The sequence below is a fragment of the Nocardiopsis kunsanensis DSM 44524 genome (assembly GCF_000340965.1).
In the GTDB taxonomy this organism is placed as follows: domain Bacteria; phylum Actinomycetota; class Actinomycetes; order Streptosporangiales; family Streptosporangiaceae; genus Nocardiopsis; species Nocardiopsis kunsanensis.
Map to the genome: position 1 here is coordinate 1 of NZ_ANAY01000003.1, position 25,983 is coordinate 25,983.

The 25,983-nt window shown below is 69.0% G+C and carries 25 protein-coding genes and 1 pseudogene; 13 read left to right on the top strand and 13 right to left on the bottom strand.

The window, feature by feature from the left end; all coding sequences use genetic code 11:
- Positions 1–1,283: cbb3-type cytochrome c oxidase subunit I (locus tag D456_RS0102635; protein WP_026115511.1), on the bottom strand; the 1,283-nt coding region annotated here is incomplete at its 3' end.
- Between the two features lie 129 nt (positions 1,284–1,412).
- Positions 1,413–1,757, bottom strand: a complete 345-nt coding sequence (locus tag D456_RS0102640; protein ID WP_017574599.1) for a hypothetical protein — start codon at positions 1,755–1,757, stop codon at positions 1,413–1,415.
- 306 nt (positions 1,758–2,063) lie between these two features.
- Here D456_RS0102640 and D456_RS0102645 point away from each other — a divergent pair, with 306 nt between their 5' ends.
- Positions 2,064–3,560 carry an amidase gene (locus D456_RS0102645; protein ID WP_017574600.1) on the top strand — a complete coding sequence of 499 codons (1,497 nt, stop codon included), beginning with the start codon at positions 2,064–2,066 and terminating at the stop codon, positions 3,558–3,560.
- 266 nt (positions 3,561–3,826) lie between these two features.
- Positions 3,827–4,570 (top strand): SDR family NAD(P)-dependent oxidoreductase, encoded by a 744-nt coding sequence (locus tag D456_RS0102650; protein WP_017574601.1) that lies wholly within the window; start codon positions 3,827–3,829, stop codon positions 4,568–4,570.
- Positions 4,571–4,663: 93 nt separating this feature from the next.
- Here D456_RS0102650 and D456_RS0102655 read toward each other — a convergent pair whose 3' ends face one another.
- Both D456_RS0102655 and D456_RS0102660 read right to left on the bottom strand, forming a co-directional pair.
- Complete coding sequence (locus D456_RS0102655) at positions 4,664–5,254, bottom strand: HD domain-containing protein (RefSeq protein WP_017574602.1); 591 nt, start codon at positions 5,252–5,254, stop codon at positions 4,664–4,666.
- A complete protein-coding gene (locus D456_RS0102660; protein ID WP_017574603.1) occupies positions 5,251–6,435 on the bottom strand; it encodes a TauD/TfdA family dioxygenase in 1,185 nt (394 codons plus the stop codon). The genes D456_RS0102655 and D456_RS0102660 overlap by 4 nt, the downstream gene beginning before the upstream one ends.
- A 146-nt stretch (positions 6,436–6,581) precedes the next feature.
- Here D456_RS0102660 and D456_RS0102665 point away from each other — a divergent pair, with 146 nt between their 5' ends.
- Positions 6,582–7,514 (top strand): LysR substrate-binding domain-containing protein, encoded by a 933-nt coding sequence (locus tag D456_RS0102665; RefSeq protein ID WP_152442466.1) that lies wholly within the window; start codon positions 6,582–6,584, stop codon positions 7,512–7,514.
- Between the two features lie 24 nt (positions 7,515–7,538).
- Here the strand turns inward: D456_RS0102665 and D456_RS0102670 are convergent, their stop codons facing one another.
- Complete coding sequence (locus D456_RS0102670; RefSeq protein ID WP_017574605.1) at positions 7,539–8,555, bottom strand: LacI family DNA-binding transcriptional regulator; 1,017 nt, start codon at positions 8,553–8,555, stop codon at positions 7,539–7,541.
- Positions 8,556–8,752: 197 nt separating this feature from the next.
- Here D456_RS0102670 and D456_RS0102675 point away from each other — a divergent pair, with 197 nt between their 5' ends.
- From D456_RS0102675 to D456_RS0102690, 4 genes are all read left to right on the top strand, one after another.
- The gene (locus D456_RS0102675) at positions 8,753–10,048 is read left to right on the top strand and encodes an ABC transporter substrate-binding protein (RefSeq protein ID WP_017574606.1); all 1,296 of its coding nucleotides are present in this window, start codon (positions 8,753–8,755) and stop codon (positions 10,046–10,048) included.
- Complete coding sequence (locus D456_RS0102680) at positions 10,045–10,932, top strand: carbohydrate ABC transporter permease (protein WP_017574607.1); 888 nt, start codon at positions 10,045–10,047, stop codon at positions 10,930–10,932. The genes D456_RS0102675 and D456_RS0102680 overlap by 4 nt, the downstream gene beginning before the upstream one ends.
- 1 nt (position 10,933) lies before the next feature.
- On the top strand, positions 10,934–11,866 hold the full coding sequence (locus tag D456_RS0102685) for a carbohydrate ABC transporter permease (RefSeq protein ID WP_026115513.1): 933 nt from the start codon (positions 10,934–10,936) through the stop codon (positions 11,864–11,866).
- A gap of 67 nt (positions 11,867–11,933) precedes the next feature.
- Positions 11,934–13,577: a glycoside hydrolase family 43 protein gene (locus tag D456_RS0102690; RefSeq protein WP_017574609.1), complete on the top strand. Its 1,644-nt coding sequence runs from the start codon at positions 11,934–11,936 to the stop codon at positions 13,575–13,577.
- 156 nt (positions 13,578–13,733) lie between these two features.
- On the opposite strand, the gene D456_RS27190 is transcribed toward D456_RS0102690, so the two are convergent.
- The 3 genes from D456_RS27190 to D456_RS27875 are packed head-to-tail and all read right to left on the bottom strand — an operon-like array spanning position 13,734 to position 14,317.
- Positions 13,734–13,922, bottom strand: coding sequence for a hypothetical protein (locus tag D456_RS27190; protein ID WP_017574610.1), 189 nt, complete (start codon positions 13,920–13,922; stop codon positions 13,734–13,736).
- On the bottom strand, positions 13,919–14,128 hold the full coding sequence (locus D456_RS27195) for a Rossmann-fold NAD(P)-binding domain-containing protein (RefSeq protein ID WP_017574611.1): 210 nt from the start codon (positions 14,126–14,128) through the stop codon (positions 13,919–13,921). Before D456_RS27195 ends, D456_RS27190 begins: the two co-directional genes overlap by 4 nt.
- Positions 14,129–14,131: 3 nt before the next feature.
- Positions 14,132–14,317: a hypothetical protein gene (locus D456_RS27875; RefSeq protein ID WP_017574612.1), complete on the bottom strand. Its 186-nt coding sequence runs from the start codon at positions 14,315–14,317 to the stop codon at positions 14,132–14,134.
- A gap of 764 nt (positions 14,318–15,081) precedes the next feature.
- Between D456_RS27875 and fdhA the strand changes: the two genes are divergently transcribed.
- From fdhA to D456_RS0102725, 3 genes are all read left to right on the top strand, one after another.
- Entirely contained in the window at positions 15,082–16,302 is a 1,221-nt protein-coding gene (gene fdhA / locus D456_RS0102715) for a formaldehyde dehydrogenase, glutathione-independent (RefSeq protein WP_017574614.1), read from the top strand.
- Between the two features lie 198 nt (positions 16,303–16,500).
- Entirely contained in the window at positions 16,501–17,661 is a 1,161-nt protein-coding gene (locus tag D456_RS0102720) for a glycerol dehydrogenase (protein ID WP_017574615.1), read from the top strand.
- Between the two features lie 136 nt (positions 17,662–17,797).
- Entirely contained in the window at positions 17,798–18,241 is a 444-nt protein-coding gene (locus D456_RS0102725) for a protein-tyrosine phosphatase family protein (RefSeq protein ID WP_017574616.1), read from the top strand.
- Positions 18,242–18,277: 36 nt separating this feature from the next.
- Here D456_RS0102725 and D456_RS0102730 read toward each other — a convergent pair whose 3' ends face one another.
- Genes D456_RS0102730 through D456_RS0102740 form a run of 3 tightly spaced genes read right to left on the bottom strand, consistent with a single transcriptional unit; the run spans position 18,278 to position 21,374 of the window.
- Positions 18,278–19,144, bottom strand: coding sequence for a carbohydrate ABC transporter permease (locus D456_RS0102730; protein WP_017574617.1), 867 nt, complete (start codon positions 19,142–19,144; stop codon positions 18,278–18,280).
- Complete coding sequence (locus D456_RS0102735; protein WP_017574618.1) at positions 19,141–20,118, bottom strand: carbohydrate ABC transporter permease; 978 nt, start codon at positions 20,116–20,118, stop codon at positions 19,141–19,143. Before D456_RS0102735 ends, D456_RS0102730 begins: the two co-directional genes overlap by 4 nt.
- Positions 20,115–21,374, bottom strand: coding sequence for an ABC transporter substrate-binding protein (locus tag D456_RS0102740; RefSeq protein ID WP_017574619.1), 1,260 nt, complete (start codon positions 21,372–21,374; stop codon positions 20,115–20,117). The genes D456_RS0102735 and D456_RS0102740 overlap by 4 nt, the downstream gene beginning before the upstream one ends.
- 272 nt (positions 21,375–21,646) lie before the next feature.
- Here D456_RS0102740 and D456_RS23540 point away from each other — a divergent pair.
- Positions 21,647–22,038 (top strand): annotated as a pseudogene (locus tag D456_RS23540) (VOC family protein).
- Between the two features lie 34 nt (positions 22,039–22,072).
- On the opposite strand, the gene D456_RS0102750 reads toward D456_RS23540, so the two are convergent.
- Together D456_RS0102750 and D456_RS0102755 are read right to left on the bottom strand one after the other, a co-directional pair.
- Positions 22,073–23,782 carry an AMP-binding protein gene (locus tag D456_RS0102750; RefSeq protein ID WP_017574620.1) on the bottom strand — a complete coding sequence of 570 codons (1,710 nt, stop codon included), beginning with the start codon at positions 23,780–23,782 and terminating at the stop codon, positions 22,073–22,075.
- Positions 23,783–23,854: 72 nt separating this feature from the next.
- The gene (locus D456_RS0102755; RefSeq protein WP_017574621.1) at positions 23,855–24,475 is read right to left on the bottom strand and encodes a LysE/ArgO family amino acid transporter; all 621 of its coding nucleotides are present in this window, start codon (positions 24,473–24,475) and stop codon (positions 23,855–23,857) included.
- Between the two features lie 77 nt (positions 24,476–24,552).
- On the opposite strand from D456_RS0102755, the gene D456_RS0102760 reads away from it, so the two are divergent.
- Positions 24,553–25,449: a LysR family transcriptional regulator ArgP gene (locus D456_RS0102760; protein ID WP_017574622.1), complete on the top strand. Its 897-nt coding sequence runs from the start codon at positions 24,553–24,555 to the stop codon at positions 25,447–25,449.
- A gap of 121 nt (positions 25,450–25,570) precedes the next feature.
- Positions 25,571–25,918 carry a DUF3817 domain-containing protein gene (locus D456_RS0102765; RefSeq protein ID WP_017574623.1) on the top strand — a complete coding sequence of 116 codons (348 nt, stop codon included), beginning with the start codon at positions 25,571–25,573 and terminating at the stop codon, positions 25,916–25,918.
- Positions 25,919–25,983 lie beyond the last annotated feature (65 nt).

The following is a 25,983-nucleotide window of genomic DNA, read 5'->3' on the forward strand; positions in this document are numbered from 1 at the left end:
GCACCCAGCCAGTGCTGGACCAGGAAGGTGCCGTGGAAGCCCAGGAACAGCAGCCAGAACTGGGCCTTGCCCAGCTTCTCGTCGAGCATCTTCCCGGTGAACTTGGGCCACCAGAAGTAGAACCCGGCGAACATCGCGAAGACCACGGTGCCGAAGACCACGTAGTGGAAGTGGGCCACCACGAAGTAGGAGTCGGTGACGTGGAAGTCGATCGGCGGGGAGGCCAGCAGGACCCCGGTCAGACCGCCGAAGAGGAAGGTGGCCAGGAACCCCAGCGAATACAGCATCGGCGTCTCGAAGGTGAGCTGCCCGCGCCACATGGTGCCGGCCCAGTTGAAGAACTTCACCCCGGTCGGTACCGCGATGAGGAAGCTCATGAACGAGAAGAACGGCAACAGCACCGCGCCGGTCGGGAACATGTGGTGCGCCCACACGGTCATGGACAGACCGGCGATGGCGATGGTGGCCGCCACCAGACCCTTGTAACCGAAGATCGGCTTGCGGCTGAACACCGGCAGGACCTCGGTGACGATGCCGAAGAACGGCAGCGCGATGATGTAGACCTCGGGGTGCCCGAAGAACCAGAACAGGTGCTGCCACAGGATGGCGCCTCCGTGTTCCGGGGCGTAGACATGCGTACCGACCATACGGTCCGCGCCCAGGGCGACCAGGGCACCGGTCAGCACGGGAAAGGCCAGGAGCACCAGAATGCTGGTCAGCAGCGAGTTCCAGGTGAAGATCGACATGCGGAAGGCCGTCATACCGGGCGCGCGCATGCACACACCGGTGGTGATGAAGTTGACGCTGCCCAGGATCGTGCCCAGGCCGGAGACGATCAGGCCCATGACCCACAGGTCACCGCCCAGCCCCGGTGAACGCACCGCGTCCGAGAGGGGGTTGTAGGCGAACCATCCGAAACTGGCCGCACCGCCGGGCGTGACGAACCCGGCGATGACCAGGAGCCCGCCGAAGAGGAACAGGTAGTAGCTGAACAGGTTCATCCTCGGGAAAGCCACGTCGGGCGCGCCGATGTGCAGCGGCATGATCACGTTCGAGAACCCGATGAAGAGCGGGGTCGCGAACAGCAGCAGCATGATCGTGCCGTGCATCGTGAAGAACTGGTTGAACTCCTCGTGCGTCCAGAGCTGCATGCCCGGTGCGAACAGTTCCAGTCGAATGAGCAGCGCCAGCAGACCTGCGAAGAGGAAGAACCCGAACGAGGTGATCAGGTACATGTACCCGATCACCTTGTGGTCGGTCGACGTCAGCCAATTGACGATCATCGACCCCTTGCGGGTGGTCTCCCCGGTCCTCTGCGGCGTCTCCTGGTCCAGCGCCACGGCTTCTCCCCCGAATGTTTCTCGTCGGTCGGCCCGCTCACCGGGCCGATCCGGTTCTTGTCCGCAGCGTCCTCAGACACCGCCGCGGAAGGTCAGCCGTCCGGCCGTGTCCCTGCCGTAGCGCACCCGGTCGCCGTCGAAGGTCAGTACCTCCAGGTGTGCACCGGGCAGTCGGCCGTTGGGTGCCACACGCACGCGTGCCCCGTCCATGGGCCCGCCGTACAGCTGGACGCTGCGCGAGGAGCACCACACCAGGGCACAGCCCACGACCAGGACCGCGATGGCTACGGCCGCCACCGCGAAATGGACGATCCCGGTGGCGTACCAGGCCGTCAACGACGTGGTGGCGGCGATCATCAGCACGCAGAGCACCAACCGTTGCCCGTGTTGTTCGCGTGCGGTTGCGGGTCGCTCCATCTGAGATCCTCCCGGTGGCGGGGCGCGTCCACGGACTCGCGCACCCCGGAACGGACGACAGTCGCCGACGCTAGGGCACGTCGGGCGGCGGGGCCGAACGCCGCGACCAAACGGGAGGGTCGTCACCTCCCGCGCCGAACCGGGTCGAACCCGGCAGGGCGGGCCCCGGTCTCCTGCCGTCGTTCGAGGCCCGCGGCTCCCATGCACGCGGCGGTTCCGGCGGGGTGCTCCGGTTCCCGAGCGCGAGAGGTCAACGCGGACCCTCCATAACAAGAACGCGTTCCAGCTCAGTGTTAGGTTCCGGATATGCGAGTCGACGAGTACCTGAAGCACGATGCTGTGGGCCTGGCAGCGCTGATCCGGCAAGGGCAGATCAGCGCGGACGAGGCACTGAGCGCCGCCATCACCCGGGCCGAGCAGGTCGACCCCCACATCAACGCGACCGTCCTGCCCATGCACGCCGAGGCGCGCAGACTCCTCGAGGAAGGACGCCAGGGTCCGCTGGCCGGTGTGCCCTTCCTGCTCAAGGACCTCTTCCAGGACTACGCGGGGTTCCCGACCTCAGCGGGCAACCGCGCCCTGCGGCGTGTGCCGGCGACCCGACACTCGGAGGTGGTGCGGCGTTGGCTCGAGGCCGGTCTCGTACCGTTCGCCAAGACCAACGTGCCCGAGTTCGGGGCCAAGGCCGTGACGGAGCCGCGCGAGTTCGGCCCGGCCCGTAACCCGTGGAACACCGGGCACACGCCGGGCGGCTCCTCGGGCGGGTCTGCCGCGGCCGTGGCTGCCGGCGTGGTCCCGGGGGCCAGTGCGAGCGACGGCGGCGGATCGATCCGGATCCCGGCGGCCTGCTGCGGTCTGTTCGGCCTCAAACCCGGACGCGGCCGGGTACCTTTCGGGCCCGGCTGGGGCGAGCCGATGCACGGGGCCTCGGTCAACGGCACCGTCACACGCACGGTGCGCGACACCGCGGCGCTGCTGGAAGCGGTGGCCGGGCCTGAGGCGGTCTCCCCCTACCCCATCGCCCCGCCCGAGCGTCCCTACACCGAGGAGGTGGGGCGCGCACCGGGACGGCTGCGGATCGGGTTCACCGACCGTTCCCCCTTGGGCACGCGTGTGCACCCGGAGGCGGTCCGGGCAGTACGCGACGCGGCGGCGCTGCTCGAGGAGCTCGGACACGACGTGGAGGAGGCCGAGCCCGCCATCGACGGGCGCGAGCTGACCGAGGACTTCCTGACCTTGTGGTACGGGTCGATGGCCGCGCTCGTGGACGGGATCAAGGCGGACACGGGCTGTTCCGACGACGACTTCGAGCCCGACACGCTCATGCTGGCGGCGATGGGGCGGGCGCGCACGGCCGCCGACTACGTGCGCGGCAACGAACGCTGGAACAAACACGTGCGGGCGCTGGGTGAGTTCCACTCGCGCTACGACCTGCTGCTCACGCCCACGATCGCCGGTCCACCGGTGACGGTGGGGCGTCTGGACCCGCCGGCGTGGTTGCGCACGGCCGAGCGGATGCTGGTGCGCACCCGCACCGAGCGGGTGGTGACCGCGACCGACCTGGTCACCAAGGAGGTCATGAACAACCTGACCGCGACCCCGTTCACGCTGACGGCCAACCTGACGGGGACGCCGGCGATGTCGGTACCGCTGCACTGGAGCGCTTCGGGACTGCCGCTGGGTGTGCAGTTCGTGGCGCCCGCGGCCGGGGAGGGGTTGCTGCTGCGGTTGGCCTCGCAGCTGGAGGAGGCACGTCCGTGGGCCGGGCGGTGGCCCGGCGGGATGCCTTCCCCCGAGGTGTGAGAGGCGGCGGACCCGAACCCATGAGGGGTCCCGGGCGGGCCCCGGAAGGCGTGTGGGGCGGTCGGACACAACGGCGCATCCGCCCCTCCGGTGCGGCCGGCGGCCACGGAGGCGGGAAACGGCGTGCTCACCCCCGGCGTGGGCGCGACCGTTCTTCCACCGCCGCGCCGGACACCCCGTGGGTGTGCGGCACGGCCTGCGCCGCGTACCGAAGAACCGGGATACGGTGCCCACTGCAGCACACGGCGCGCAAGAGGGAAGCAATCATGCAGCTGGAAAACCGTACCGTCATTGTCACGGGAGGCGCCGCCGGTATCGGCGGCGCGATCTCGCGTGTCCTCGTCCGCCGTGGCGCCAAGGTCGTCGCAGTCGACATCGATGCACAGGCCGGGGCGGAACTCGAGACGGAGCTCGGTGACGACGTCGCGTTCATCCAGGCCGACGTCGGACTGTGGGAGACCGCAGAGCTCGCGGTCGACGCGGCCGTCCGGCGTTTCGGCGGGTTGTCGGGCCTGGTCAACAACGCACACGCCTCACGGCAGGCGGCATTCGCCGATCTCACGCAGGAGATGTGGGACCTGTCGTTCTCGACCGGCTTCGTCGCGACGCGCAACTTCATGCTCGCCGCCCACCCGCATCTGGCCGAATCCGGCGGCTCGGTCGTGAACTTCGGCTCGGGCGCCGCGCTCGTCGGCCAGCCGACACAGGCGGCTTACGCCGCTGCGAAAGAAGCCGTCCGCGGACTCTCACGGGTCGTGGCGAACGAGTGGGCGCAGGAGGACATCCGCGTGAACGTGGTGTGCCCGATGGCGATGACCGCAGGTGTCTCGGAGTGGAGCAAGGCTGCTCCGGAGCTCTACCAGCAATCGCTCGCGAAAGTGCCGCTCGGCCGTTTCGGCGACCCGGAGACCGACGTTGCGCCGATCGTGGCGTTCCTGCTCTCGGACGACGCCAAGTACATGACCGGCCAGACGCTCATGGCCGACGGCGGAGCGAACAAACTGTATTGAGGTGTGGGCCCCGTCCCACGCCCCGGCGAGCGAGCCGGCTCGGAGGGTACGGCGGGCCGTAGCGTAGGCCGGCCGCACCCTCCGGTCACTCGGTCACTGTTCCGGGCCCGCGGGCCGTGCTCCCGGGTCGGAGATCCTGGAGGGCGAAAGGATGCGGCGCACCATCGGCTCGAAGAACTCCAGAGGTTCGCTGGGATAATCGGGGTCGAAGGAGTTCTGGTCGTAGTGGGCACAGAAGTCCACGGTCGCCTGGTAGAGCGGGTGGTCGCGGTACTGGTCGCGTGCGTGGGGGTCCTGGCCCATGTGGTGGAAGTAGTACACGCCCTGGAAGAGACCGTGGTGCTTGACGATCCAGTAGTTGCGTTCGGACACGTACGGACGCAACAAGGCGGCAGCGACTTCGGAATGGTTGGCGGGGGCGAGGATGTCCCCGATGTCGTGCAGCAGCACGCACACCACGGTCTCCTCGTCCTCACCGGCCCGGTGGGCACGGGTGGCCGCCTGGAGGCAATGGCCGAGACGGGTGACCTTGTAACCGCTGGGTACGTCCATCCGGCCCAGCCAGTCCAGTACGCGGTCGGGGAAATGCTCCAGCTCGGCGGCCTCGATACGGTCGAGGAAGGCGTACTCCTCCGCGGTGCCCTCGGACATGCGGATGAAGTCGACGGTCTGTTCGGATGTCATGCCGTGGCCTCCAGGGCGGGTGCGGTGGCTGACAGGGGCATGTGCTCACCGCGCAACACGCGCCGGTGGGCCATCAGGTCGTCCCATTCCATGTAGACGTCCTGGAGGTGCCGGGCGCCGCTGCCGGGCTCGAACGGCATCCGCCCGTGCAGGACCCGGTGACTGTGCACGGTCATCAGGTCGCCGTCGGTGTTCTTGAAGGCCAACTTGAAACGGTCGCTGTCGATCAGCGAGCCGAGCACGCGGTAGGCGGCGTAGAACGGTTCGACCTGTTCGAAAGGAACGTCGAGCGGCAGGGCGAGCTGGTTGGAGTATCGGAACGTGCGCACCCGGCCCTCCGTGTCGAGCTGCACCATGGGGGCTCTGGCCTGGGTGTCCTCGGTCTCGCTGAAGAGCTGGTAGGGCACCGGTGTCTCGACCAGGACCCGGAAGTGCTCAGGATGCTGCTGCCGCATCTCCTCCAGCACGGCCCAGCCGTCGACCAGTGTGCTCTGGCCCCCCTCGGCCTGATTGACCAAGAAGTGCAGCAGCTGCACGGACGGCGGCCACGAGTAGCTGGGCAGGTCGGTGTGCGGCTTGAGCTCGAAGGGGGTGTGGGCGACGTTGTAGCCGGCGGGGTCGTGCCGTACGTCGTGGACGCGGGCGAAGGCCACCTCCCGCACGTGTCCGAGGCTCTGGGCGAACCGCTCGACCTCCCCGTCGGTCGAGGGCACCCCGCGCACGATCGCCGCGCCGTAGTCGCGCAGCGCGTCCAGGTAGGCGAGTCGCCCCTCGGTGTCGCCGACCACGGACGCGTGGTCGAAGGCCGGCAGTGATCCGAGCGAGGCGTCCCACAGGCGGGGGCTGTGGCGGCGGGCAGCCCGCGCGTGCTCGGAGTAGTCGTGGCGTTCCAGCCAGGCCGTGGAGTAGGTGGCCACGTGCCCGTCGTTCCACTCGATCCACAACCCCTCGGAAGGATCGAAGTGCGCGGCGAGCGGAGCGATGTCCTCACGGATCGCTGCCGTGTACTGCTTGCGCTCCCCGGTCTGCTGCACGCGGGCCTCACCGGACCAGCTGTTGTCCCGCAGCCAGATGTAGTGGAAGCAGGCCGAGCCCCCGGGAAGCTCGACGGTGAGGCTGCGCTCGCCGAGCCGGATCGGGCCGCGATGGTGCTCGGCCCGGGTCGGTGTGTGCTGCTGCATGGGTCACTCCTGAACTACTGGTGTCCGTTCGGAACCTGACCCCAGTCTCCGAGCCCCGTCCTGTGCGGCACAAACGTTCGAACACGGCCCTGAGACCACCGAAAAGTGTTGCTCGAAAAGTGGAAACCGCCATAGCCTCGTGCTCAATGCGTATGACACTTCCCCCGCTGCCGGGGCTTCAGGCGTTCGAGGCCACGGCCAGGCTGGGCAGCATCACCGCTGCGGCCGAGGAGCTGCATCTGTCCCCCTCCGCGGTCAGCCGGCGGCTGCGGACCACGGAGACCCATCTGGGGGTCACCCTCTTCGAGCGCCGGGCCCGCAGTGTGAACCTGACGGCGATGGGACGGGCCTACCTGCCCACCGTGCGCGCCGCCTTCGACGACATGGCCGTGGGCACCGCCGGCCTGTTCGGCCCGCCGAGCCGACGGCGGTTGACGGTACGTGTGCAGATCTCCTACGCCGCCACCTGGCTGATGCCCCGCCTGCAGAACTTCCACGACGCCCATCCGCACATCGACCTGCGCGTCCTCAACGCCATCTGGGCGGACGCCGTCCCCCCGAACGAAGTCGACCTGGAGATCCGCCACGGCAGCGGGAACTGGGAAGGTTTCACCGCCGACCTCCTGCACGAGGACCACGCCGTCATCGTGGCCTCACCCGACCACCTGCAGGAGTACGGCCCGATCACCGGACCGACCGGCCTGCACCAGCGCCCCCGGGTGCACGTCCTCGGCTACGACGACCTGTGGCAACGGGTCCTCCCCCGCCCCGTCCCCGTGGAAGAGGCCGGGGCGGGGGCGGCCGCCGCGACCATCACCCTCGACACCTCCATCGCCGCCACCCAGTTCGCCGCCGCAGGCCGGCACTGCGCACTCGTGCCCGAACGCTTCGCCCGCACGGCGGTGCGCAGCGGACAACTCGTCCTCCTCCACGACCAGAGGGTCCCCATGCACCAGGCCCACTACCTGCTCCAGCGTGAAGGAACCCCACAACTGAGCCCGGAGGCGCGCGCCTTCGTCCAATGGCTCATCCGCCAGGACATCGAGGATCCTCCCCTGCAGCTCGCAGCACCACAGTGACCCCGGCCCCGGGTCCATGGCGGATCACCCCTTGGGCGGGGCGGTGCTGTCCCTCTCGACCAGGCGGGTGGACAGCTCCACCCGGGTCGTCTCGGGCTCGTTGCCGTTGATGAGGTCGAACAGCATACGTGTGGCGAACTGGGCCATGTCGCGCAGCGGCTGGCGGACCGTGGTGAGGGAAGGGGTCACCTGTCGGGCCTCGGGCAGGTCGTCGAAACCCACCACCGAAACCTCCTCGGGCACGTGCAGGCCCCGTTTGTGGAGGGCGTCGTAGACACCGCTGGCCATCTGGTCCGAACCGGCGAAGATCGCCGTGGGCGGCTCGGGCAGGTCGAGGAGTTCCCCGGTCAGCTCCTCACCGGTCCCGGGCAGGAAGTCACCGTGGCGGATGTAGCCCTCCGGTACGCCGATCCCGGCACCGCGCATGGCGCTGCGGTAGCCGTCCACACGGGCCCGGCTGCACATGACGTCGGAGGGTCCGGCAAGGGTGGCGATGCGCTCGTGGCCCAGTCCGAGCAGGTGTTCGGTGGCCGTCAGGCCGCCGTCCCAATTGGCCGCGCCCACGGCGGGGATACTGCTCGCAGGGCTGCCGACGGGGTCGACGCTCACCACGGAGACACCCAGGGCATCGAGCTGGTCCTGCTGCTGTGCGGAGAGTTCGGAGTGGGCCAGGACCACGCCGTCGCAACAACGCGCGCGGACGTTCTCCAACCATTTGCGGCCCGGCCTGCTGCGTTTTCGATCGTGGACGGCGGAGACGACCACGCCGAAACCGGCCTCGTGCGTGACCTCCTCGACCCCTGCGATGATCTCCAGCGCCCACGGGCTGGTCAGGTCCGGGAACACGAGGTCGATGAGCCCGACAGCACGGCGTTCCCCGTTGCCGCGCGGTTGGTAGCGGTGCTTCTCGAGGAGTTGTTCCACCCGGCGGCGGGTGGTCGCGGCAACGTCCAGACGGCCGTTGATGACCTTGGAGACGGTGGAGACGGAGACCCCCGCTTCACCTGCGATCTCGGACAGGGTGGGGTGCTGCTTCGCCATGTGTCTCCTCGTCGCTGTGGGGGCGGCTCCCACCTTCCCCTCTGCGACAGATCCTATCTCGAAAATTTTTCGATAACCCACACCGCAACCTTCACGCAACAATAAGCCCTATTGACGTGGGGTCCACAGCGTTCTAGCGTCAACCTACCCGGGCGAAAATTTTCGTACCGCACCCCCCAAAAGATCGGTGTCACGCCATGAGTCGCACCTACCGAGTTCCTGCGATCAGCAGCGCTTCCCTGGCCCTCTGTCTGACCCTGACCACCGGCTGCGGGACCTCCGGCCCCGCGGACTCGGCCTCCATGCAGGTCTGGGCCCTCGAGGACGCGGCGGTCAACGAGATCGTCGAGCAGGGGATCGACGCGCACAACGAGTCCCAGGAAGTGCCCGCCGAACTGGTCACCTTCGTCAACGACGCCTACAAACAGCGCCTGCAGGTGGCGCTCGGCTCGCCCAACGCCCCCGACGTGTTCTTCAACTGGGGCGGCGGCAACCTGGCCGAGTACACCTCCCAGAACCAGGTCTACGACATGACCCAGGACCTGGACGACAACCCCGAGTTCCGGGACGCCTTCCTCCCGAGCGTGCTCGACGTGGCCCGGATCGACGGCTCCTACTACGGGGTCCCCCTGCTCGGGGTCCAGCCGGTGGTCATGTACTACAACAAGCCCGTCCTGGACAGCGCCGGACTGGAACCGCCCGAGACCTACGACGACCTCTTGGAGGCGGTCGAGACCCTGAAGGAGCAGGGCACCACCCCGATCACCCTGCCCGGGGCCCAGGGCTGGACCCAGCTGATGTGGTTCTCCTACCTGGTGGACCGGATCGGCGGTCCGGAGGTGTTCCAGGCCATCGCCGATCAGGAGGAGGGTTCCTGGAACGACCCGGCCGTCGTCCAGGCCTTGGAGATGTGCCAGGAGCTGGTCGAACTGGGGGCCTTCGGCCCCAACTTCTCCTCCATCGACTACGACAACGGGAGCGCTTCCGCGCTACTGGCCACCGGTGAGTCCGCGATGTTCCTGATGGGCAGCTGGGACCTCGCCCAGCAGATGGAGAACAACCCGGAGTTCGTCGAGAACGACGAACTCGGCTACACCTCCTTCCCCGTCCTTGAGGAGGGCGCGGGCGAGCCCAACGCGATCGTCGGCAACCCCAGCAACTTCTTCTCCATCAACGAGACCAGCACCCACACCGACGCCGCGGTCGACTTCCTGGTCGAGACCATGGCCTCCGACGAGTACGTGGACGAGCTCATCGATGCCGGCCAGGTCCCCGCGGTCGAAGGCATCGAGGAGGAGCTCCAGCAGAGCGACCACGCCGCGTTCGCCGCCTTCACCCACCAGTTGGTCTCACAGGCGCCGACCTTCACCCAGTCCTGGGACCAGGCGCTGCCCCCGGCAGAAGCCGAGGCGATGCTGACCAACCTCCAGCTCGTCTTCCTCCAGGACCTCACCCCGGAGGAGTTCACACAGGAGATGGAGCAGCTCCGGTGAGTTCCTCCCCCACGGAACGGCCGGGGTTCGCCTGGATCACTCCGGCCCTGTTGTTCTTCGCACTGTTCGGTCTGGGCCCGGTGGTCGTCGTGGGTTACCTGAGCTTCACCTCGTGGAGCGGGCTCGGCGACCCCGAGTGGGTGGGACTGGCGAACTGGAGCGCTCTGCCCGGTGACGGACAGGTCCGGGGCGGACTCGCCATCACCCTGAGCCTGACCGTTCTGTGCTGGGTCACCCAGACACCGCTCGCGCTCGCCTTCGGCGTCTGGGCCGCGGGCCCCCAGAAGAGCCGTGCGGTGGTGAGCGCGATCTTCTTCCTTCCACTGCTGCTGTCCACGGCAGCGATCGCGCTGGTCTGGCAGGCACTGTTCGAACCGCACTTCGGCATACCCGCCCAGCTCGAGGACTGGTTCGGCCTCACCCCGAGCAACGTGCTCGGAGACCCGACCTGGGCCCTGTACGCGATCGTGTTCGTCCTGCTCTGGCAGTTCCTGCCCTTCCACATGCTCCTGTACCAGGCTGCCGCCCGGCAGGTACCGCACTCGCTCTACGAGGCTGCCGAACTGGACGGGGCCTCCGGGTTCCAACGGTTCCTGCACATCACCGTCCCCCAGCTGCGCCACACCGTCATCGCCTCCTCGGTCCTGATCCTGGTGGGTTCCATGACCTACTTCGAGACGGTCCTGCTCCTGACCGCGGGCGGACCGGGCAATGCGACCCGGATCCTGCCTCTGCACATGTACGAGCAGGGCTTCGTCTCCTTCGAGATGGGCTACGCGAGCGCGATCGCGGTGTTGCTGGTGATCCTGGGAACGGGACTGTCGCTGCTGGTGGTCCGGGTGACCGGCTACTCACGCATGTCCAGTCAACGGGAGGGGCTCTGACATGGCCACCGGAATACGGCCGCGCCGGCCTGGGCAGCCGAAGAGAGAGCAGCGTTCGGCCCGGGCCGCGGCGAAAGGACCGCTCGGGCTCGCGGTCACCCGTCTGCGGCCCAGGCCGGGCAAACGGCCGGCGTACGCATCGGGTCTCGGCGCCGCCCTGTGGCTGCTGGTCGTTGTGGTGCCGCTGTACTACCTCGTCGTCACCAGCCTGCGCGGCTCGGGCGACTACATGTCGCAGGGCCCCCTGTCGGTCCCCGAGTCCCTGACCCTGGACAACTACGTCAACGTCTTCGAGGTCGGCTTCCTCGGGTTCCTGGCAAACAGCCTGATCGTGGGCCTCGGCTCGATCACTCTGGTGCTGCTGGTGGCAGTGCCTGCGGCCTTCGCCATCGTGCGCAGCCGCAGCCGGATGGTCCGCTTCGGTTTCATGCTGTTCCTGCTGGGGTTGGCGGTGCCCGCCCAGGCCGTGATCATCCCGATCTACCTGATCATCACGCGGATGAACCTGTACGACAGCCTGACCGCGATCATCCTGCCCACAGCCGCGTTCACTCTGCCGATCTCCGTCGTGGTGCTCACCAGCTCGCTGCGGGACGTACCCGGGGAGCTGTACGAGGCGATGGCCCTGGACGGGGCCGCGACCTGGCAGGTGTTCCTGCGCCTGGTCCTTCCGCTGTCGCGCCCCGGCGTGTCGACGGTGGCGATCTTCGTCGGCCTCAACGCCTGGAACAACTTCATCTTCCCGCTCGTGCTGACCCAGAGTGAATCCACCCGGGTCCTGCCGTTGGGCCTGTGGTCGTTCCAGACCCAGTACGGCACCGATGTTCCCGGGCTGATGGCCGCGGTCGTTCTGTCTGCCCTGCCGATCCTGGCCCTCTACCTGTTCGGCCGCAGGCAGTTGCTGAGCGGCCTGGCCGCCGGTTTCGGCAAGTAGCCCTCGGCAGACCCTCCGCCGGCACCCGACCGGCCCTGCCCCCTTCCCTCCTCCACGAAAGGCCCCGATGAGGACCTCTCCCCTGACCGGCGCCCGCGCCGGGACCATCACCAACCCGGTCCTGCCCGGTTTCCACCCCGACCCGTCGATCCTGCGGGTGGGCGAGGACTACTACACGGCGACCTCGACCTTCGAATGGAGCCCGGGCGTACTGCTGCACCACTCACGTGACCTGGTCCACTGGCGCCCCCTGGGAGGGGTCCTGGACCACGACCGCCTCCTGGACCTGACCGGGAAGCGCGACGGAGCGGGGGTGTGGGCGCCCGCCCTGTCGTACCGGGACGGGCTCTTCCACCTGATCTTCACCAACGTGGAGACCTACGCCGAGGGTTTCTGGGACACCCCGAACTACGTGACCACCGCACCCACGATCCACGGGCCCTGGAGCGACCCGGCACCGATCCACTCCAGGGGCATCGATCCTTCCCTGTTCCACGGCGAGGACGGCCGGAGCTGGGTGCTCACCACCCTGAGCGACTGGCGGCCCGAGCGGCACCCGTTCGCGGGGATCGTGCTCCAGGAACTGGACACCGGGAGGATGCGGCTCCTGGGCGAGCCGAAGGTGGTCTTCGGGGGCACGTCGGCGGCCGTGACCGAGGCACCGCACCTGTACCACGAGAACGGCTGGTTCTATCTGGTCACCGCCGAGGGCGGGACACAGTGGGAGCACCAGGTGACGGTGGCACGTTCCCGCCGGGTCACCGGCCCCTACGAGGTGGACCCGGCCGGCCCGATGCTCTCCTCCCGACAGCACCCTTCCCTCCCCCTGCAGAAGGCCGGGCACGGGAGCCTGGTCGCAACCCCGGGCGGTGAGTGGTACCTGGCCCACCTGGCCTCGCGTCCGCTCACCGAACGGGGGCGGTGCGTGCGCGGCCGCGAGACCGCCCTGCAGCGAGTGGAGTGGGTCGACGGATGGCCGCGTGTGGAGGGCGGGGTGCCGCATGTGCTGGTGCCCGGACCGGACCTCGAGCCCCACCCCTGGCCCACGACTGCGGCCAAGGACGATTTCGACTCCCCGTCCCTGCGCCCGGAGTGGAGTACGCTCCGCCGCCACGCGGACGAGGGCTGGTTGTCGCTGACCGAACGCCCCGGCCACCTGCGTGTGCGGGGCGGCCAGTCCCCTTCCGGGACCCGGCGTCCGAGCCTGGTGGCCCGTCGTGTGCAGCACGAGCGATGCGTGATGGAAACGGTCATGGAGTTCTCCACCAGGACCTTCCAACGCATGGCCGGCCTGACCGCGTACTACAACATGCGGCAGTGGCACTACTTGAGGGTGGGCTTCGACGAGCAGGACGGGTTGTTCGCCGGGGTACTCAGCTGCGACCGCGGCCGTGTGCGCGAGGTGGGCGACCGGGTCGACGTCAGTGGTTGGGAGCGCTTCCACCTGCGTGCCCGGATCGACCGCGCGGAGCTGAGGTTCGCGCTCTCCCCCGACGGGCACGAGTGGAACGAGGTGGGCGCGGCGTTGGACGCGAGCATCCTCTCCGACGACTACGCACACGAGGAAGCCGACGACGGGCGCATCACGCTGTCGGGTTTCACCGGGGCCTTCCTCGGTCTGTGGGTGCACGACCTGGCCGGCACCGGCTGCCACGCAGACTTCGACCATGCCACCTACTACGAGGACGGATCTGTCCCCCGTCCCGGTTAGCCGCAATGCCGGTGAGTCAGGGCTGACCGGGTGGCTGACCACAGGCCATCGTGCCTGTCCTACGCTGTCACGATGCAACTCCGACTGTGGAATGCGCCGATGGCCCTCCGGTTCTGCAGTGTCAAGGCCACGCAATTCTTCTCATTGCCCTCATCCTCAGCGAAGCGCGGCTGATACCGCGCCCCTGAACGACTGCGGCTCGTGGCCGGTGACTTCCGCGACGACGGATGTGGGCCTGTCCTCCGCCCCGGCCACAACCGCGGCGTCCAGATCTGCGAGGAAGCGGGCGAACTCGGGCGGCATTCCGGAGTCGGTCCACCGCCTGGCCAGTTCGATGGTGCTCACGGAGCAGTGCCGCACCGGCCCCCGGTGACTTCGCCGAGGATCGCGGCGACCTCGTCGTAGCTCAGTGCCTCCGGGCCGGTGATGATGTGGTCGGTGTTGTGCGGCACGGGGTCGATGAGAGCCGCGACTGCCACATCCGCGATGTCGTCGGCGGCGACGAAGGCGACACGGCCCGTCCCCGTCGCGCTGACGATTTTCTCGCCCACGCTCTACTCGCGGCGACCCGCAGCGACCTCGTCGAGCATCTTGGTGACTGGCCCGATGAGCGCTTGCAGGAAGGACTGTCGGTGTTGGTCCGTTCGGTCCTGGGGGCCGGATCCCCGTGAGGCCCAGTCGACGCGGACGGTGTGGATGTCGGAATGGCAGACACCGGCGTAGGCGATGTCGATGAGCACGCCCTGGGGACCGGCCTCGCGGCGTTCGACCGTGCCCGGGGGCAGGGGGCGCGGTCGGTGATGTGGCCGTGTATGCGCGCGCGACAGACATGGAACTCCTGGTGCCCTTCTCACGGTGGTTGCGTCACCGGCCTTCACGGACGGCGCGGGTCCGTCACCGTCCTGGCCGGAAAGGCGGCAGGGCACATGGGCGGCCGTCACCGAGAAACAGGGACACACCCGAGGGACACTGGCGGGAGGCCCTGTCAGTGCCCCTCGGGTGTGTCCGCCTCCGGCATCCGAACGCCCCATGGGCAGGGCCGGGAGTGCTGCATCCCGTCCCAGGGACAGCTGACCCCGATCACGCCGGACTCGGGAGCAGGGCGAGATGGGAAGCTCGCCCTGGCCCGCCCTCGGAGGAGCTGTTGACGCTCGTGCTGCACGCAGGCCCGGACGCCGCGCAAGTTGACGGCGTCGGCTCGGTCGAACACCTCGGCCACCACCCACGGGAAGAGTTCCATCACGATCACGTCCTCCGTGTGTGAGCGGGGGTCTTGCACCGGACGGGAGTGGAGGGTGGGAGATCTCCGGGAGCTCCCAGGATCTCCCAACCGCTGTGAAGGGCTCTCAGCGGAGTTCGTTCGACTCGGCGGTGGTGTCGTTCGTGCGGACAACCACGAGGGCGCATCCATCCCTTCTGCCCCGGTTTGTCACCCCGACCACGGGAAATGGTGTGACCACCACCACTCCTCCATGCCCGCGGGGCAGGAAGGCGGTAAGGAGTCATGCCCGGTAACAGAGGCGTCGTCTACCAAGGCCCGGGCGAGGTCGATGTCACCGACATCGCCTATCCGGAGTTCGAGCTCAAGGACGGTCCCGGGGTGCACCCGGACAACGTGGGGCGCAAGGTCCCCCACGGGGTGATCGTCGAGGTCGTGGCCACCAACATCTGCGGCAGCGACCAGCACATGGTCCGCGGCCGCACCACCGCGCCCCAGGGGCTGGTCCTGGGCCACGAGATCACCGGCAAGGTCGTCGAGACGGGACCGGACGTGGAGTTCGTCCAGGAGGGCGATCTGGTCTCGGTGCCCTTCAACATCTCCTGCGGGCGCTGCCGCAACTGCAAGGCGCGCCGCACCGAGATCTGTCTGAACGTCAACCCCGAAAAGCCGGGCTCGGCCTACGGGTACGTGGGTATGGGCGGCTGGGTGGGCGGCCAGGCCCAGTACGCCCTGGTGCCCTACGCGGACTGGAACCTGCTGGTCTTCCCCGACCGCGACCAGGCCATGGACAAGATCATGGACCTGACCATGCTCTCCGACATCTTCCCCACGGGGTACCACGGATGTGTGACCGCCGGGGTGGGTGTGGGGTCGTCCGTCTACATCGCCGGGGCCGGTCCGGTGGGCCTGGCCGCGGCCGCCGCCGCACAGCTCCTGGGCGCGGCGGTGGTCATCGTCGGTGACCTCAAGGAGCAACGCCTGGCCCAGGCGCGCGTGTTCGGGTGCGAGACCGTCAACGTCTCCGAGGGGGACCCGGCCGACCTCGTCGAAGGTGTGCTGGGCACACGGGAGGTGGACAGCGCGGTGGACGCGGTCGGTTTCGAGGCCTACGGCACGGGTGAGGAGGCGGGCAGCGAAGCGCCGGCGAGTGTGCTCAACACGGCCATGGACGTGACGCGGGCCGGCGGTTCGATCGGGATCCCGGGCCTGTACGTGACGGGTGACCCGGGGGCCTCCGACGAGGCCGCCAAGGAGGGCTCGCTCTCGATCCGTTTCGGTCTGGGCTGGTCGAAGTCGCACGCCTTCTTCACGGGCCAGTGCCCGGCGATGAAGTACCACCGCGAACTGATGATGGCGATCCTGCACGAGAAGGTGCACATCGCCGACGCCGTGAACGCGGTCGCGCTCCCGCTGGAGGAGGCCGCCCGCGGCTATCAGGAGTTCGACCGGGGCGCGGCCAAGAAGTACGTGCTCGACCCCAACGGTTACCTGGGTACCGGTTGAGGAGTCGGTTCCACCGGGCCCCGACGGGCCCGCCCGGGCCTGTACCGGGCGGGCCTTCGCCCGTACGGCCGGCGATGCCCCGCCACCCCATGGAAGAGCCAAATTCCCCACCCGTACCACCCGGAACTGGTTTAACAGGCAAGAACACGGCCAGTCCGACAGTGGAAAGTTCTTGTACCGGACACGACGGGGGTTCTCATGTCCGAGGAAACCGACCGCACACCCGTGAGTGTGTTCACCTCACCCGGACGCTACGTGCAGGGCCGGGGTGCGCTGGGCCGTCTGGGCACACTCCTGGGCGGGCTGGGGTCCCGCCGTCCTCTGGTCCTGACCGACGACGTGGTCCGCGGCCTGACCGAAGAGGTGATCACGGAGTCCTTCGCCCAGGCCGACCTGCCGTTGATTTTCGAAAGGTTCGGCGGTGTGCCGACCTCCGCCGAGGCCGACCGTGTCTCCGCGGTGATCAACGAGGGCGAGCACGACATCGTCATCGGTCTGGGCGGGGGCACGGCCATCGACACCGCCAAGGCCGCCGGGGACAACACCGGTGTGCCGTGGGTGAGCGCGGCGACTGTGGCCTCCACCGACGCCCCCACTTCCGCGTTGTCGGTGGTCTACACCGAGTCCGGTTCCTTCGAGTCCTACCGGTTCTACGACCGCAACCCGGCTCTGGTGGTCGTGGACACCCAGTACGTGGCCCAGGCCCCGGTCCGGTTCCTGTCCGCAGGTGTGGGGGACGCCTTCGCCACCTGGATCGAGGCGCGGGCCGTGCGCCGGGCCCACACCACGAACATGGTCGGGGGGCGTCCCACCCACGCGGGCACCGCCCTGGCCGAGCTGTGCTGGGAGCTGTTGTGGCGCTCGGCGCTCCCTGCGCTGGAGGCGGTGGAGAAGAACCTGGTCACCCCGGACGTGGAGGCCGTCGTGGAGGCCACCACCCTGCTGTCCGGTCTCGGTTTCGAGTCCGGTGGCCTGGCCGCGGCCCACGCCGTCCACGACGGGCTCACGGCGGTGGAGCAGACCCATCACCTCACCCACGGGGAGAAGGTCAACCTCGGTTCGCTCACCCAGTTGGTCCTGGAGGGAGCACCGGCCTCCGAGATCGACCCCTTCGCGGAGTTCACCGCACGTGCGGGCCTGCCCACCACCCTGACCGAGGCCGGGCTGGGCGATGCCGGCGACGCGGTCCTGGACGAGGTCGTCCGCGCTGCCACGGCCCCGTCCGAGACCATCCACAAACTCGCCTTCACACCTACGCACCGGGACGTGGTCGAGGCCCTGCGCGCCGTGGAGGGTATCGGCCGCCGCGCACGGGCTCGGGTCGGCCTCGGGGAGCCGACCCCGGAGGACTACAGATGAGGAGTTTCGTCCGGTCGTGAGTCTCTTCGACCGGCATGCACCCCTGAGCGGTTGGGGCGGCCCGGGCAAGAGGAGTAACGTGCCCCTTCCCCGGCTTCATCGAAACGACCGCCTCGCGAGAAGGGGACGTGAACGGATGAGCACGACCTGGGAGGCCCGAGCCCCGGGTGTCCTGCAAATGCCCTCTGGGCGCCTGTTCCGGGGGCGGGGACTGGCGTACCCGCTCCCCGTGGGCCCGCGCCCGGACTTCGCCCTGTACCTGTTGGGGGACGAACCGCCCGCTGTCACCTGGACGAGCCGCTGGCTGCACTGGCCCGACTACGGGCTGCCCACCGACCGGGACGCCACGGCCGAGGCCTTCCGGGAGGCGTGGGAGCGCTCCGAAACCGAGCGGGTGGAGATCGCCTGCGGGGGCGGCCACGGCCGCACCGGCACGTCCCTGGCCTGCCTGGCCGTTCTCGACGGGGTCCCGGCCGGGGAAGCGGTGTCCTTCGTCCGCCGTTCCTACGACCACAACGCCGTCGAGACCCCCTGGCAGCAGCGTTACGTGAAGCGTTTCGCCGCCCTGGCACACGGTTGAGGCCGCGGGCCCCGGACCTGCGGGGCCCGCGCCCGCTCAGCCCTTGAGTGCCCCGGCCATGAGTCCGCGCATGAAATAACGCCCCAGCAGCAGGTAGATCACCAGAGTCGGTAGGGACGCCAGCACGGCCGCGGCCATCTGCTGGTTGTAGGGCACCACCATCGACCCGGCCACGTTGTTGAGCTGCACGGTCACTGGCCAGGTGTCGGGTCCGGTCAGGAAGACCGCGAACAGGAAGTCGTTCCACGCCGAGGTGAACTGCCAGATGAGGGTCACCGCAAAGACCGGCGCCGAGACCGGCAGGATCACCGACCGGTAGGTACGCAGCAGTCCTGCCCCGTCCACGCGCGCCGCCTCGATGAGGGTGTGCGGGATGCTCGCGTAGTAGTTGCGGAAGATGAGCGTGCAGATCGGGATGCCGTAGACGGTGTGCGCCAGGATCAGCGGGAACATCCCGCCCATGAGCCCGGACTCCACCATCGTCTGCTGCAGCGGAATCATGACCGCCTGGTAGGGGATGAACATCCCGAACAGGAACAGGGTGAAGACGGTGTCGGCCCCGGGAAAGCGCCAGCGGGCCAGCACGTAGCCGTTCATCGACCCCAGTACGGCCGAGAGAACCGCGCTGGGCACGACCATCCGGACACTGTTCCACAGCCCCGGTGCCAGCGCCGACCAGGCTGCCGACCACCCTTCGGTGCTCCAATTCACCGGCAGCAGCCAGGCACGGGCCGCGGTGGCCTCGTCGAAGGGCTTGAACGCCGTCACCAACAGCACGTACATCGGCAACAGGAACAGGACGGCCAGGACGAACAGGACGGTGAACTTCCCCGCCTGCCCCAGTGGTGTCGTGCCCGGTGCGCGGCCGGGGTCCACGACACGTTCGGACGCGCTGCGGTTCAACGACCCTCACTCCGTTCCTTGCGGATGGTCCACACCAGGTAGGGGACGACGAAGACCGCCACCGCGATGAGCAGGTAGCTGGCGATGGTGGCGCCCTTGGCGGGGTCGCGTACCTCGAAGACGGCCTGCCACATGTACACGGCGGGTACGTCGGCCACGATCTGCTGGCCGGCGATGGCGATGATGAGGTCGAAGACCTTCAGGGACATGTGCCCGAGGATGATGACGGCGCTGAGGGTGACCGGGCGCAGTTGCGGCATGATCACGTGCCGGTACACGCCCCATTCGGAGCAGCCGTCCACGCGTGCGGCCTCGCGCAGTTCTTCGGGCACCCCGCGGAAACCGGCCAGGAACAGCGCCATGATGTAGCCCGACAACTGCCAGACGGCCGGCAACGCCATGGCGGCCATGCCCATGTTCGGTGCTGTCCACCAGTCGTTGACCAGGAAGTCCAGCTCGAACTGGACGAACAGGGCGTTGAGTCCGGTGGCGCGCTCGGCCGGTGCGGGGTTCATGAGCCAGCGCCAGACCACACCGGTGGCGATGAAGGACACCGCCATGGGGGCCAGGAACAGGGTGCGGAAAACCGCCTCGCCGCGCAGCCCCTTGTCCAGCATCAGCCCCAGGAACCAGCCCAGCACCAGGGCACCGCCCACGAAGACGACGGTGAAGACGACGGCGTTTCCCACGGCGGCGGGCCAGCGCGACTCCTGCCAGAGTTCGATGAAATTGGTCAGGCCGACGAAGGAGCCGTCCTGGATCGGGGCGTGCTGGTCGCTCAGGGCCAGGCGGGTGTTCCAGCCGATCATGCCGTAGACGAAAACGCCGATGAGCAGGATCGACGGGCAGACCATGAGCAGTCCGGGCAGCCATGTGCGGGCGCGCACGCGTGCGCGGTGCAGGGGACCGGGGTCTTGGGGCCGGGGCCGCCGCTGGGCCGCGGCGGCCCCGGTCTCTGTGGTGGGACGACTCATTCGGCCTGTGCGGCCTCGTGCAGAGAGCCCTGGAGGGTGTCCAGGTCACCGTCGCCGAGGTAGAGGCCCACCGCGGTGTCGATGTCGTTCTTCCACCGGTTGCCGACGGTGACGCCGTGCCAGAAGGACCCGGCCAGTTCCGGGTCGTCCTGCCACTCGGCGAGCGCCTCGGACAGGTAGGGGCTGTCCTCGTACTCGGCCGGGTCGGTGTCGTCACGGGCGGGGACGGAACCCTTGACGGGGTTGAACATGTCCTGGCCCTCGGCGCTGGAGACCAGTTCCAGCCAGGCCATGGCCTGCTCCTCGTTGGGTGCGCCCTCGGGCAGGGTGAAGCTGTCGGAGAGCCACATGTAGGTGCCGTCCGTGCCCGGGGAAGGCGCCCAGTCGTAGTCCTCTCCGGCGGTGGCGCCGAGTTCGTCGAAGTAGCCGGCGGCCCAGTCACCCATGATGTTGAAGGCGGCCTCGCCCTCGGAGACGCGGCGAGAGGCCTCCTGCCAGTCCTCGGCGGCCGATTCCTCCTGGGTGTACTCCATGATCTGCTCGAAGGCCTCCAGGGCCTCGGTGACTTCGGGGGTGTCCCAGTTCGCGCCGGGTTCCCAGAGTTGGTTGTAGGCGTCGGTGCCCAGGGAGCTGAGTAGGACCGATTCGAGCAGGTGGTCCACGGTCCACTGGGCGCCCACGGCCATGGGGATAGCGTCGGTCTCCGCCTCGACCGCTTCCAGGGCCTCGAGGAGTTCGTCGAGGGTCTGGGGGGCGCTCTCGACCCCGGCTTCCTCCAGGAGCCCGGGGTTGAACCACATGACGTTGGAGCGGTGGATGTTGACCGGGACCGAGTAGACGCTGCCGTCGTAGGTGATCTGCTCGGTGAGCTGGTCGGGCATGGCCTCCTGCAGGCCCTGTTCGGCGAAGAAGTCGTCGAGGGGTTGCAGGTAGCCGGCTTCGATGTAGTCCTGCAGTTCGGCGCCGGCGTGGCCCTGGAAGGAGTCGGGCGGGTCCTGGCTCTGCAGGCGGCCCTCGAGGACGGCCTGGGCGTTGGTACCCGACCCGCCGGCGACGGCGGCATTGACGAAGTCGACGTCGGGGTTGTCCTCCTCGAAGCGCTCGATGAGGGCCTCGAGTCCGGCTTCCTCGCCTCCACCGGTCCACCAGGAGAAGACTTCGACCTCGGTGCCGTCCCCGCCGTCGCCTCCGCAGCCTGAGGCGAGCAAGGTCGCGGCCAGGACCGCGGCCGTCACCTGGGTCCACCGTGTGCGCATGGGGGTCCTCTCCAGACGGGAGCCGGGGGCGACCGGTGTGGGTCCGGTCGTCGGACGATCCGCCGTCCTGTGCTCCAGATCACTTTTGTCCCGCTTCGCGCAACCATGCAACCCACGGCCCCCACGTCAACAGCCAGAAGAATCCGTCACCGAGCCGTGATCAAGCTGGGCCCCTCGGCAGTGGGAGCGTTTCCAGGCCCGCCCCGGACAGCGGCACGACAGGGACGCCGGTGGGCTTGGCCGGGGCCCACCCTGCAGGGCAGCATCGGGGTATGGACGTGTTGAGCAGCCGAGTGTTGATCCGCCCCACCGACCCCGGACGCAGCCGCGCCTTCTACCGCGATGTGCTCGGCCTGGCCGTACACCGCGAGTTCGGGGACCCCGCATCACCCGGGACCGTATTCTTCCTGGGCAACGGGCTCGTGGAGATCTCGGGGCACGCGGAGGCGGCCCCGCCCTCCGGCATGGTGCTGTGGATGCAGGTACGCGACGTGCATGCCGAGTACCAACGCTTGGTCGCGCAGGGGGCCGAGGGCCTGCGTGAACCCCGGGAGGAGTTCTGGGGCCTGATCGAGGGGTGGATCGCCGACCCAACGGGGTCCACATCGTGCTCGTACAGATCCCCGAGGACCACCCCCTACGGCGCGACCAGCGCAAGTTCTGACCCCGGGCCGCACCGGCCCGGGGTCGGTGCGGCCTCAGGCGCCGCCCGTGCGCAGCTCGGGGAAGTCCTCCTCCCGCCACTGCCCCTCTCCGACACCCTCCTGCTCACGTGCGCGCAGCTCGACTCGGCGGATCTTGCCCGAGACGGTCTTGGGCAGGTCCGCGAACTCCAGGCGCCGCACCCGCTGCCACGGAGCCAGGTTCTGCCGTGCGTGGGCGAGCACCGCGCGGGCGGTCTCACGGGTGGGCTCGTGTCCTGGCGCCAGGGTGAGGTAGGCCTTGGGCACGCTCAGGCGCACCGGGTCCGGTGCGGGTACGACAGCGGCCTCGGCGACGGCGGGGTGTTCGATGAGCACGCTCTCGACCTCGAACGGACTCACCTTGTAATCGCTGGACTTGAAGACGTCGTCGGTGCGGCCCACGTACGTGATCTGCCCGTCGGCGTCGACGGTGGCCACATCACCGGTGTGGTAGTAGCCGCCCTCCTTGGCCTCGGCGTCGCGCTCGGGGTCGCCCTGGTAACCGGTCATGAGGGTCAGAGGCGCCCGGGACAGGTCGAGGCAGATCTCGCCCTCCGCCTCCTCGGCGCCGGGCTCGACGGGCCGTCCGGTGGACGGGTCGACCAGCACGACGGGCACACCGGGCAGGGGGCGGCCCATGGAACCGGGGCGCACGGCCTGTCCGGGGGTGTTGGCCACGGTCGCGGTCATCTCGGTCTGGCCGTAGCCGTCGCGGATCGTCAGCCCCCAGTGGTGTTCGATCTGCGCGATGACCTCGGGGTTGAGCGGTTCCCCGGCCCCGATGGCCTCACGCAGGGAGCCGGCTCCCCCGGACAGGTCGGCGTTGAGGAGCATGCGCCACACCGTGGGCGGGGCGCAGAAGGTCGTCACCTCTTCCGCAGCCATGTTCCGGAGCAGAGCCTGGGGGTCGAAGCGCTCGTAGTTGTACAGGAACACGGTCGCCTCGGCCAGCCAGGGGGCGAAGAAGTTGGACCAGGCGTGCTTGGCCCAGCCGGGCGAGGACACGTTGAGGTGGACGTCGCCGGGGCGCAGACCGAGCCAGTACATGGTGCTCAGGTGACCCACGGGATAGGAGATGTGGGTGTGTTCGACGAGCTTGGGACGGTTGGTGGTGCCCGAGGTGAAGTAGAGCAGCAAGCGGTCCGTGGAGGCGTTCCCGGGGTGGTCGGGCCGCACCTGCCCCAGGTCCTGGGCCTCGGCGGGGTCGAGCCATCCGGGGGCGCCGCCGGCGGCCACTCGGGTCAGGTCCGTGCCCACGTCGGCGAACTTGGCGGTGTCGGCGGCATCGCAGACCACGTGGCGGGCGCCGCTGCGTTCGATGCGGTCGACGAGGCCGGCGTGGTCCACGGCGGAGGTCGTGGGCACCAGGACCGCACCGAGTTTGATCGCCGCGAGCATGGTGTCCCACAACTCGACCTGGTTGCCGAGCATGGCCAGGATCGCGTCGCCGCGCCGCACCCCCTGACGGGACAGCCAGACGGCGAGGCGGTCGGAGCGGCGGGCCATCTCGTCGAAGGTGTGGCAGGCGCGGCTGCCGTCCGGTTCCACGATGACCAGGGCGGGGCGGTCGTTGCCGCGGGCCATGGGGTCGAACCAGTCGTGTGCCCAGTTGAAGCGGGCCCCCACGTCGGGCCAGGTGAAGTGTTCCAGGGCGGCGGCGTGGTCGGTGCGCAGATCGAGCAGCTGGTCGCGGGCTGCGCGCAGGGCGTGGGTGGCAGAGCTCAAGCCGGTCTCCGTTCACTGTGTGGATCGAACCACACGATATGACCCACTTCACCCCTGTGCACCATCCCGGGTTCAGATCTCGAGGGCCAGGCGCACGCCGAGCGTGAGCATGACCGCAGCCACGAGTAGGTCCAATACACGCCAGGCCCCGGGGCGGGCGAACAGGGGACGCAGCAGGCGGGCAGCACCACCGAGAGCGGTGAACCACAGGAAACTTCCGGCGATGGCACCGATCGTCCACCACCAGCGCAGGTCGCTCTCCTGCTGCTGGGCCAGGGAGCCCAGCAGGACCACGGTGTCCAGGTACACGTGCGGATTGAGCCAGGTCAGGGCCAGGGTAGTGGCCACTGCGCCACCACGTCCCGGGCCGGCGGACTCATCGGCGGCCACCAGTGTGCCGGGACGCAGGCTCCGGCGCAGGGCCGTCAGGCCGTAGGCGAGCAGGAACACCGCACCCAGCACACGGATCGCCTCGACGAGGAAGGGCAGTGCCTGGGCGAGGGCGCCCACGCCCAGCACGCCGGCGCTGACGAGGACGGCGTCGGAGAGGACACACACGGCCACCACGGGCAGGACGGTGCCGGTCCCGGAGCGGACGCCGACACGCAGCACGTGGGCGTTCTGGGAACCGATGGCCACGATGAGGGCGAGCCCGGCGCCCATGCCGGCGAACAAGGAGAGGAGAGGGGTCATCCCGGCACGCTAGAGCGCTCCCGTCCCGGATGTACAGTGAGACTCATCTTCTTCAGGACTGTGAAAGAGAGCTTCACGTGCCGTTCCAGTTCGACCATCTGCGCACCCTGACCGCCCTGGTGGACGAGGGTTCCTTCGAGGGCGCGGCCCACCGGCTGAGGGTGAGCACCTCCGCAGTCTCCCAACGGGTGCGGGCGATGGAGCAGGCGGCGGGGACGGTGTTGGTAAGGCGTACCTCACCGGTGGGCACGACCACGACCGGTGACGTGCTCCTGCGCCACGCACGGCAGGTGGTCATGCTGGACGAGGACACCGCCCGGGCCCTGCGAGCCGAAGGACGCGAGCACGGCCGGGTGACGGTGCCGCTTGCGGTCAACGCCGACAGCCTGGCCACGTGGTTCACTCAGGCCCTGGCCGCCGTTCCCGAGGAGCTGGGTGTGGCCTTCGAGATCCACCGGGAGGACGAGCAGCACACCACGGAACTGTTGCGCTCGGGCGCGGTGATGGGCGCGGTCACCTCCCGACCGCAGACGGTGCAGGGCTGTTCGGTGCACCCGCTGGGAGCGTTGCGCTACCGGGCGGTGTGCAGCCCGGGGTTCGCTCGGCGCCATCTGCGCCGCGACGACGCTGCGGCGTTGGCACGGGCCCCGGTGGTCAACTACGACCGCAACGACGAACTCCAGGACCGTTTCGTACGCGGGTTCGCAGGGCGTGAGCCGGAGGGTCCGCGCCACTACGTGCCGGCTACGGAGGATTTCGCGCGGGTGGTCGTGCTCGGCCTGGGGTGGGGCGTGGTGCCCGAGCGCCAGTGTGCCGAACTCGTGGCGGCGGGGCGTCTGGTGGAGCTGGCGCCCGACCGCCCGGTCCGGGTCCGGTTGCACTGGCAGCGGTGGAACGTCTCCTCCCCGGCCCTGGACGCGGTCTCCGACGCGGTCCGTGCGGCGGCCTCCGAGCATCTGCACGCACCGGGGTGAGTAGGCCCTCACGCCGCCCCGGACCGGTGTGCCGGCACGGGTGCCCTAGCCTGGTTCCGGGTCCCGGCCGGTGCGCCGTGGCCCCGTCGTGTGCGGCCTACCGGAGAGCCCGAGGAAGAACGTGAACATCAAACCCCGTACGACAGCCCTGGTTTTTCGCGTGGTAGCGGCGTTCGAGGCCTTCACCTGGGTCGGACTCCTCATAGGCATGGGCGTGAAGTACCTGGGCAGCGGCAACGAGATCGGGGTGCAGATCTTCGGTCCGCTGCACGGAGGAGCTTTTGTCGTCTACGGGGTCGTGGCGCTGGCCGCGGCGCTGCGGTTCCGGTGGGGCCTGGGGGCGACCCTGCTGACCCTGGCGGCTTCGGTGCCGCCGTTGACGACCCTGCTGGCCGACTGGTGGCTGCACCGGACGGGGCGCCTGGTTCCGGTCGCGCGCACCGAGAACGAGGCCGAGCCCGTGGCGTGATAATCCCCGAACCCGAATTGGGAACACCGAACCAAGATGTTCGGTGTTCCTTTTTTGTCCGATCA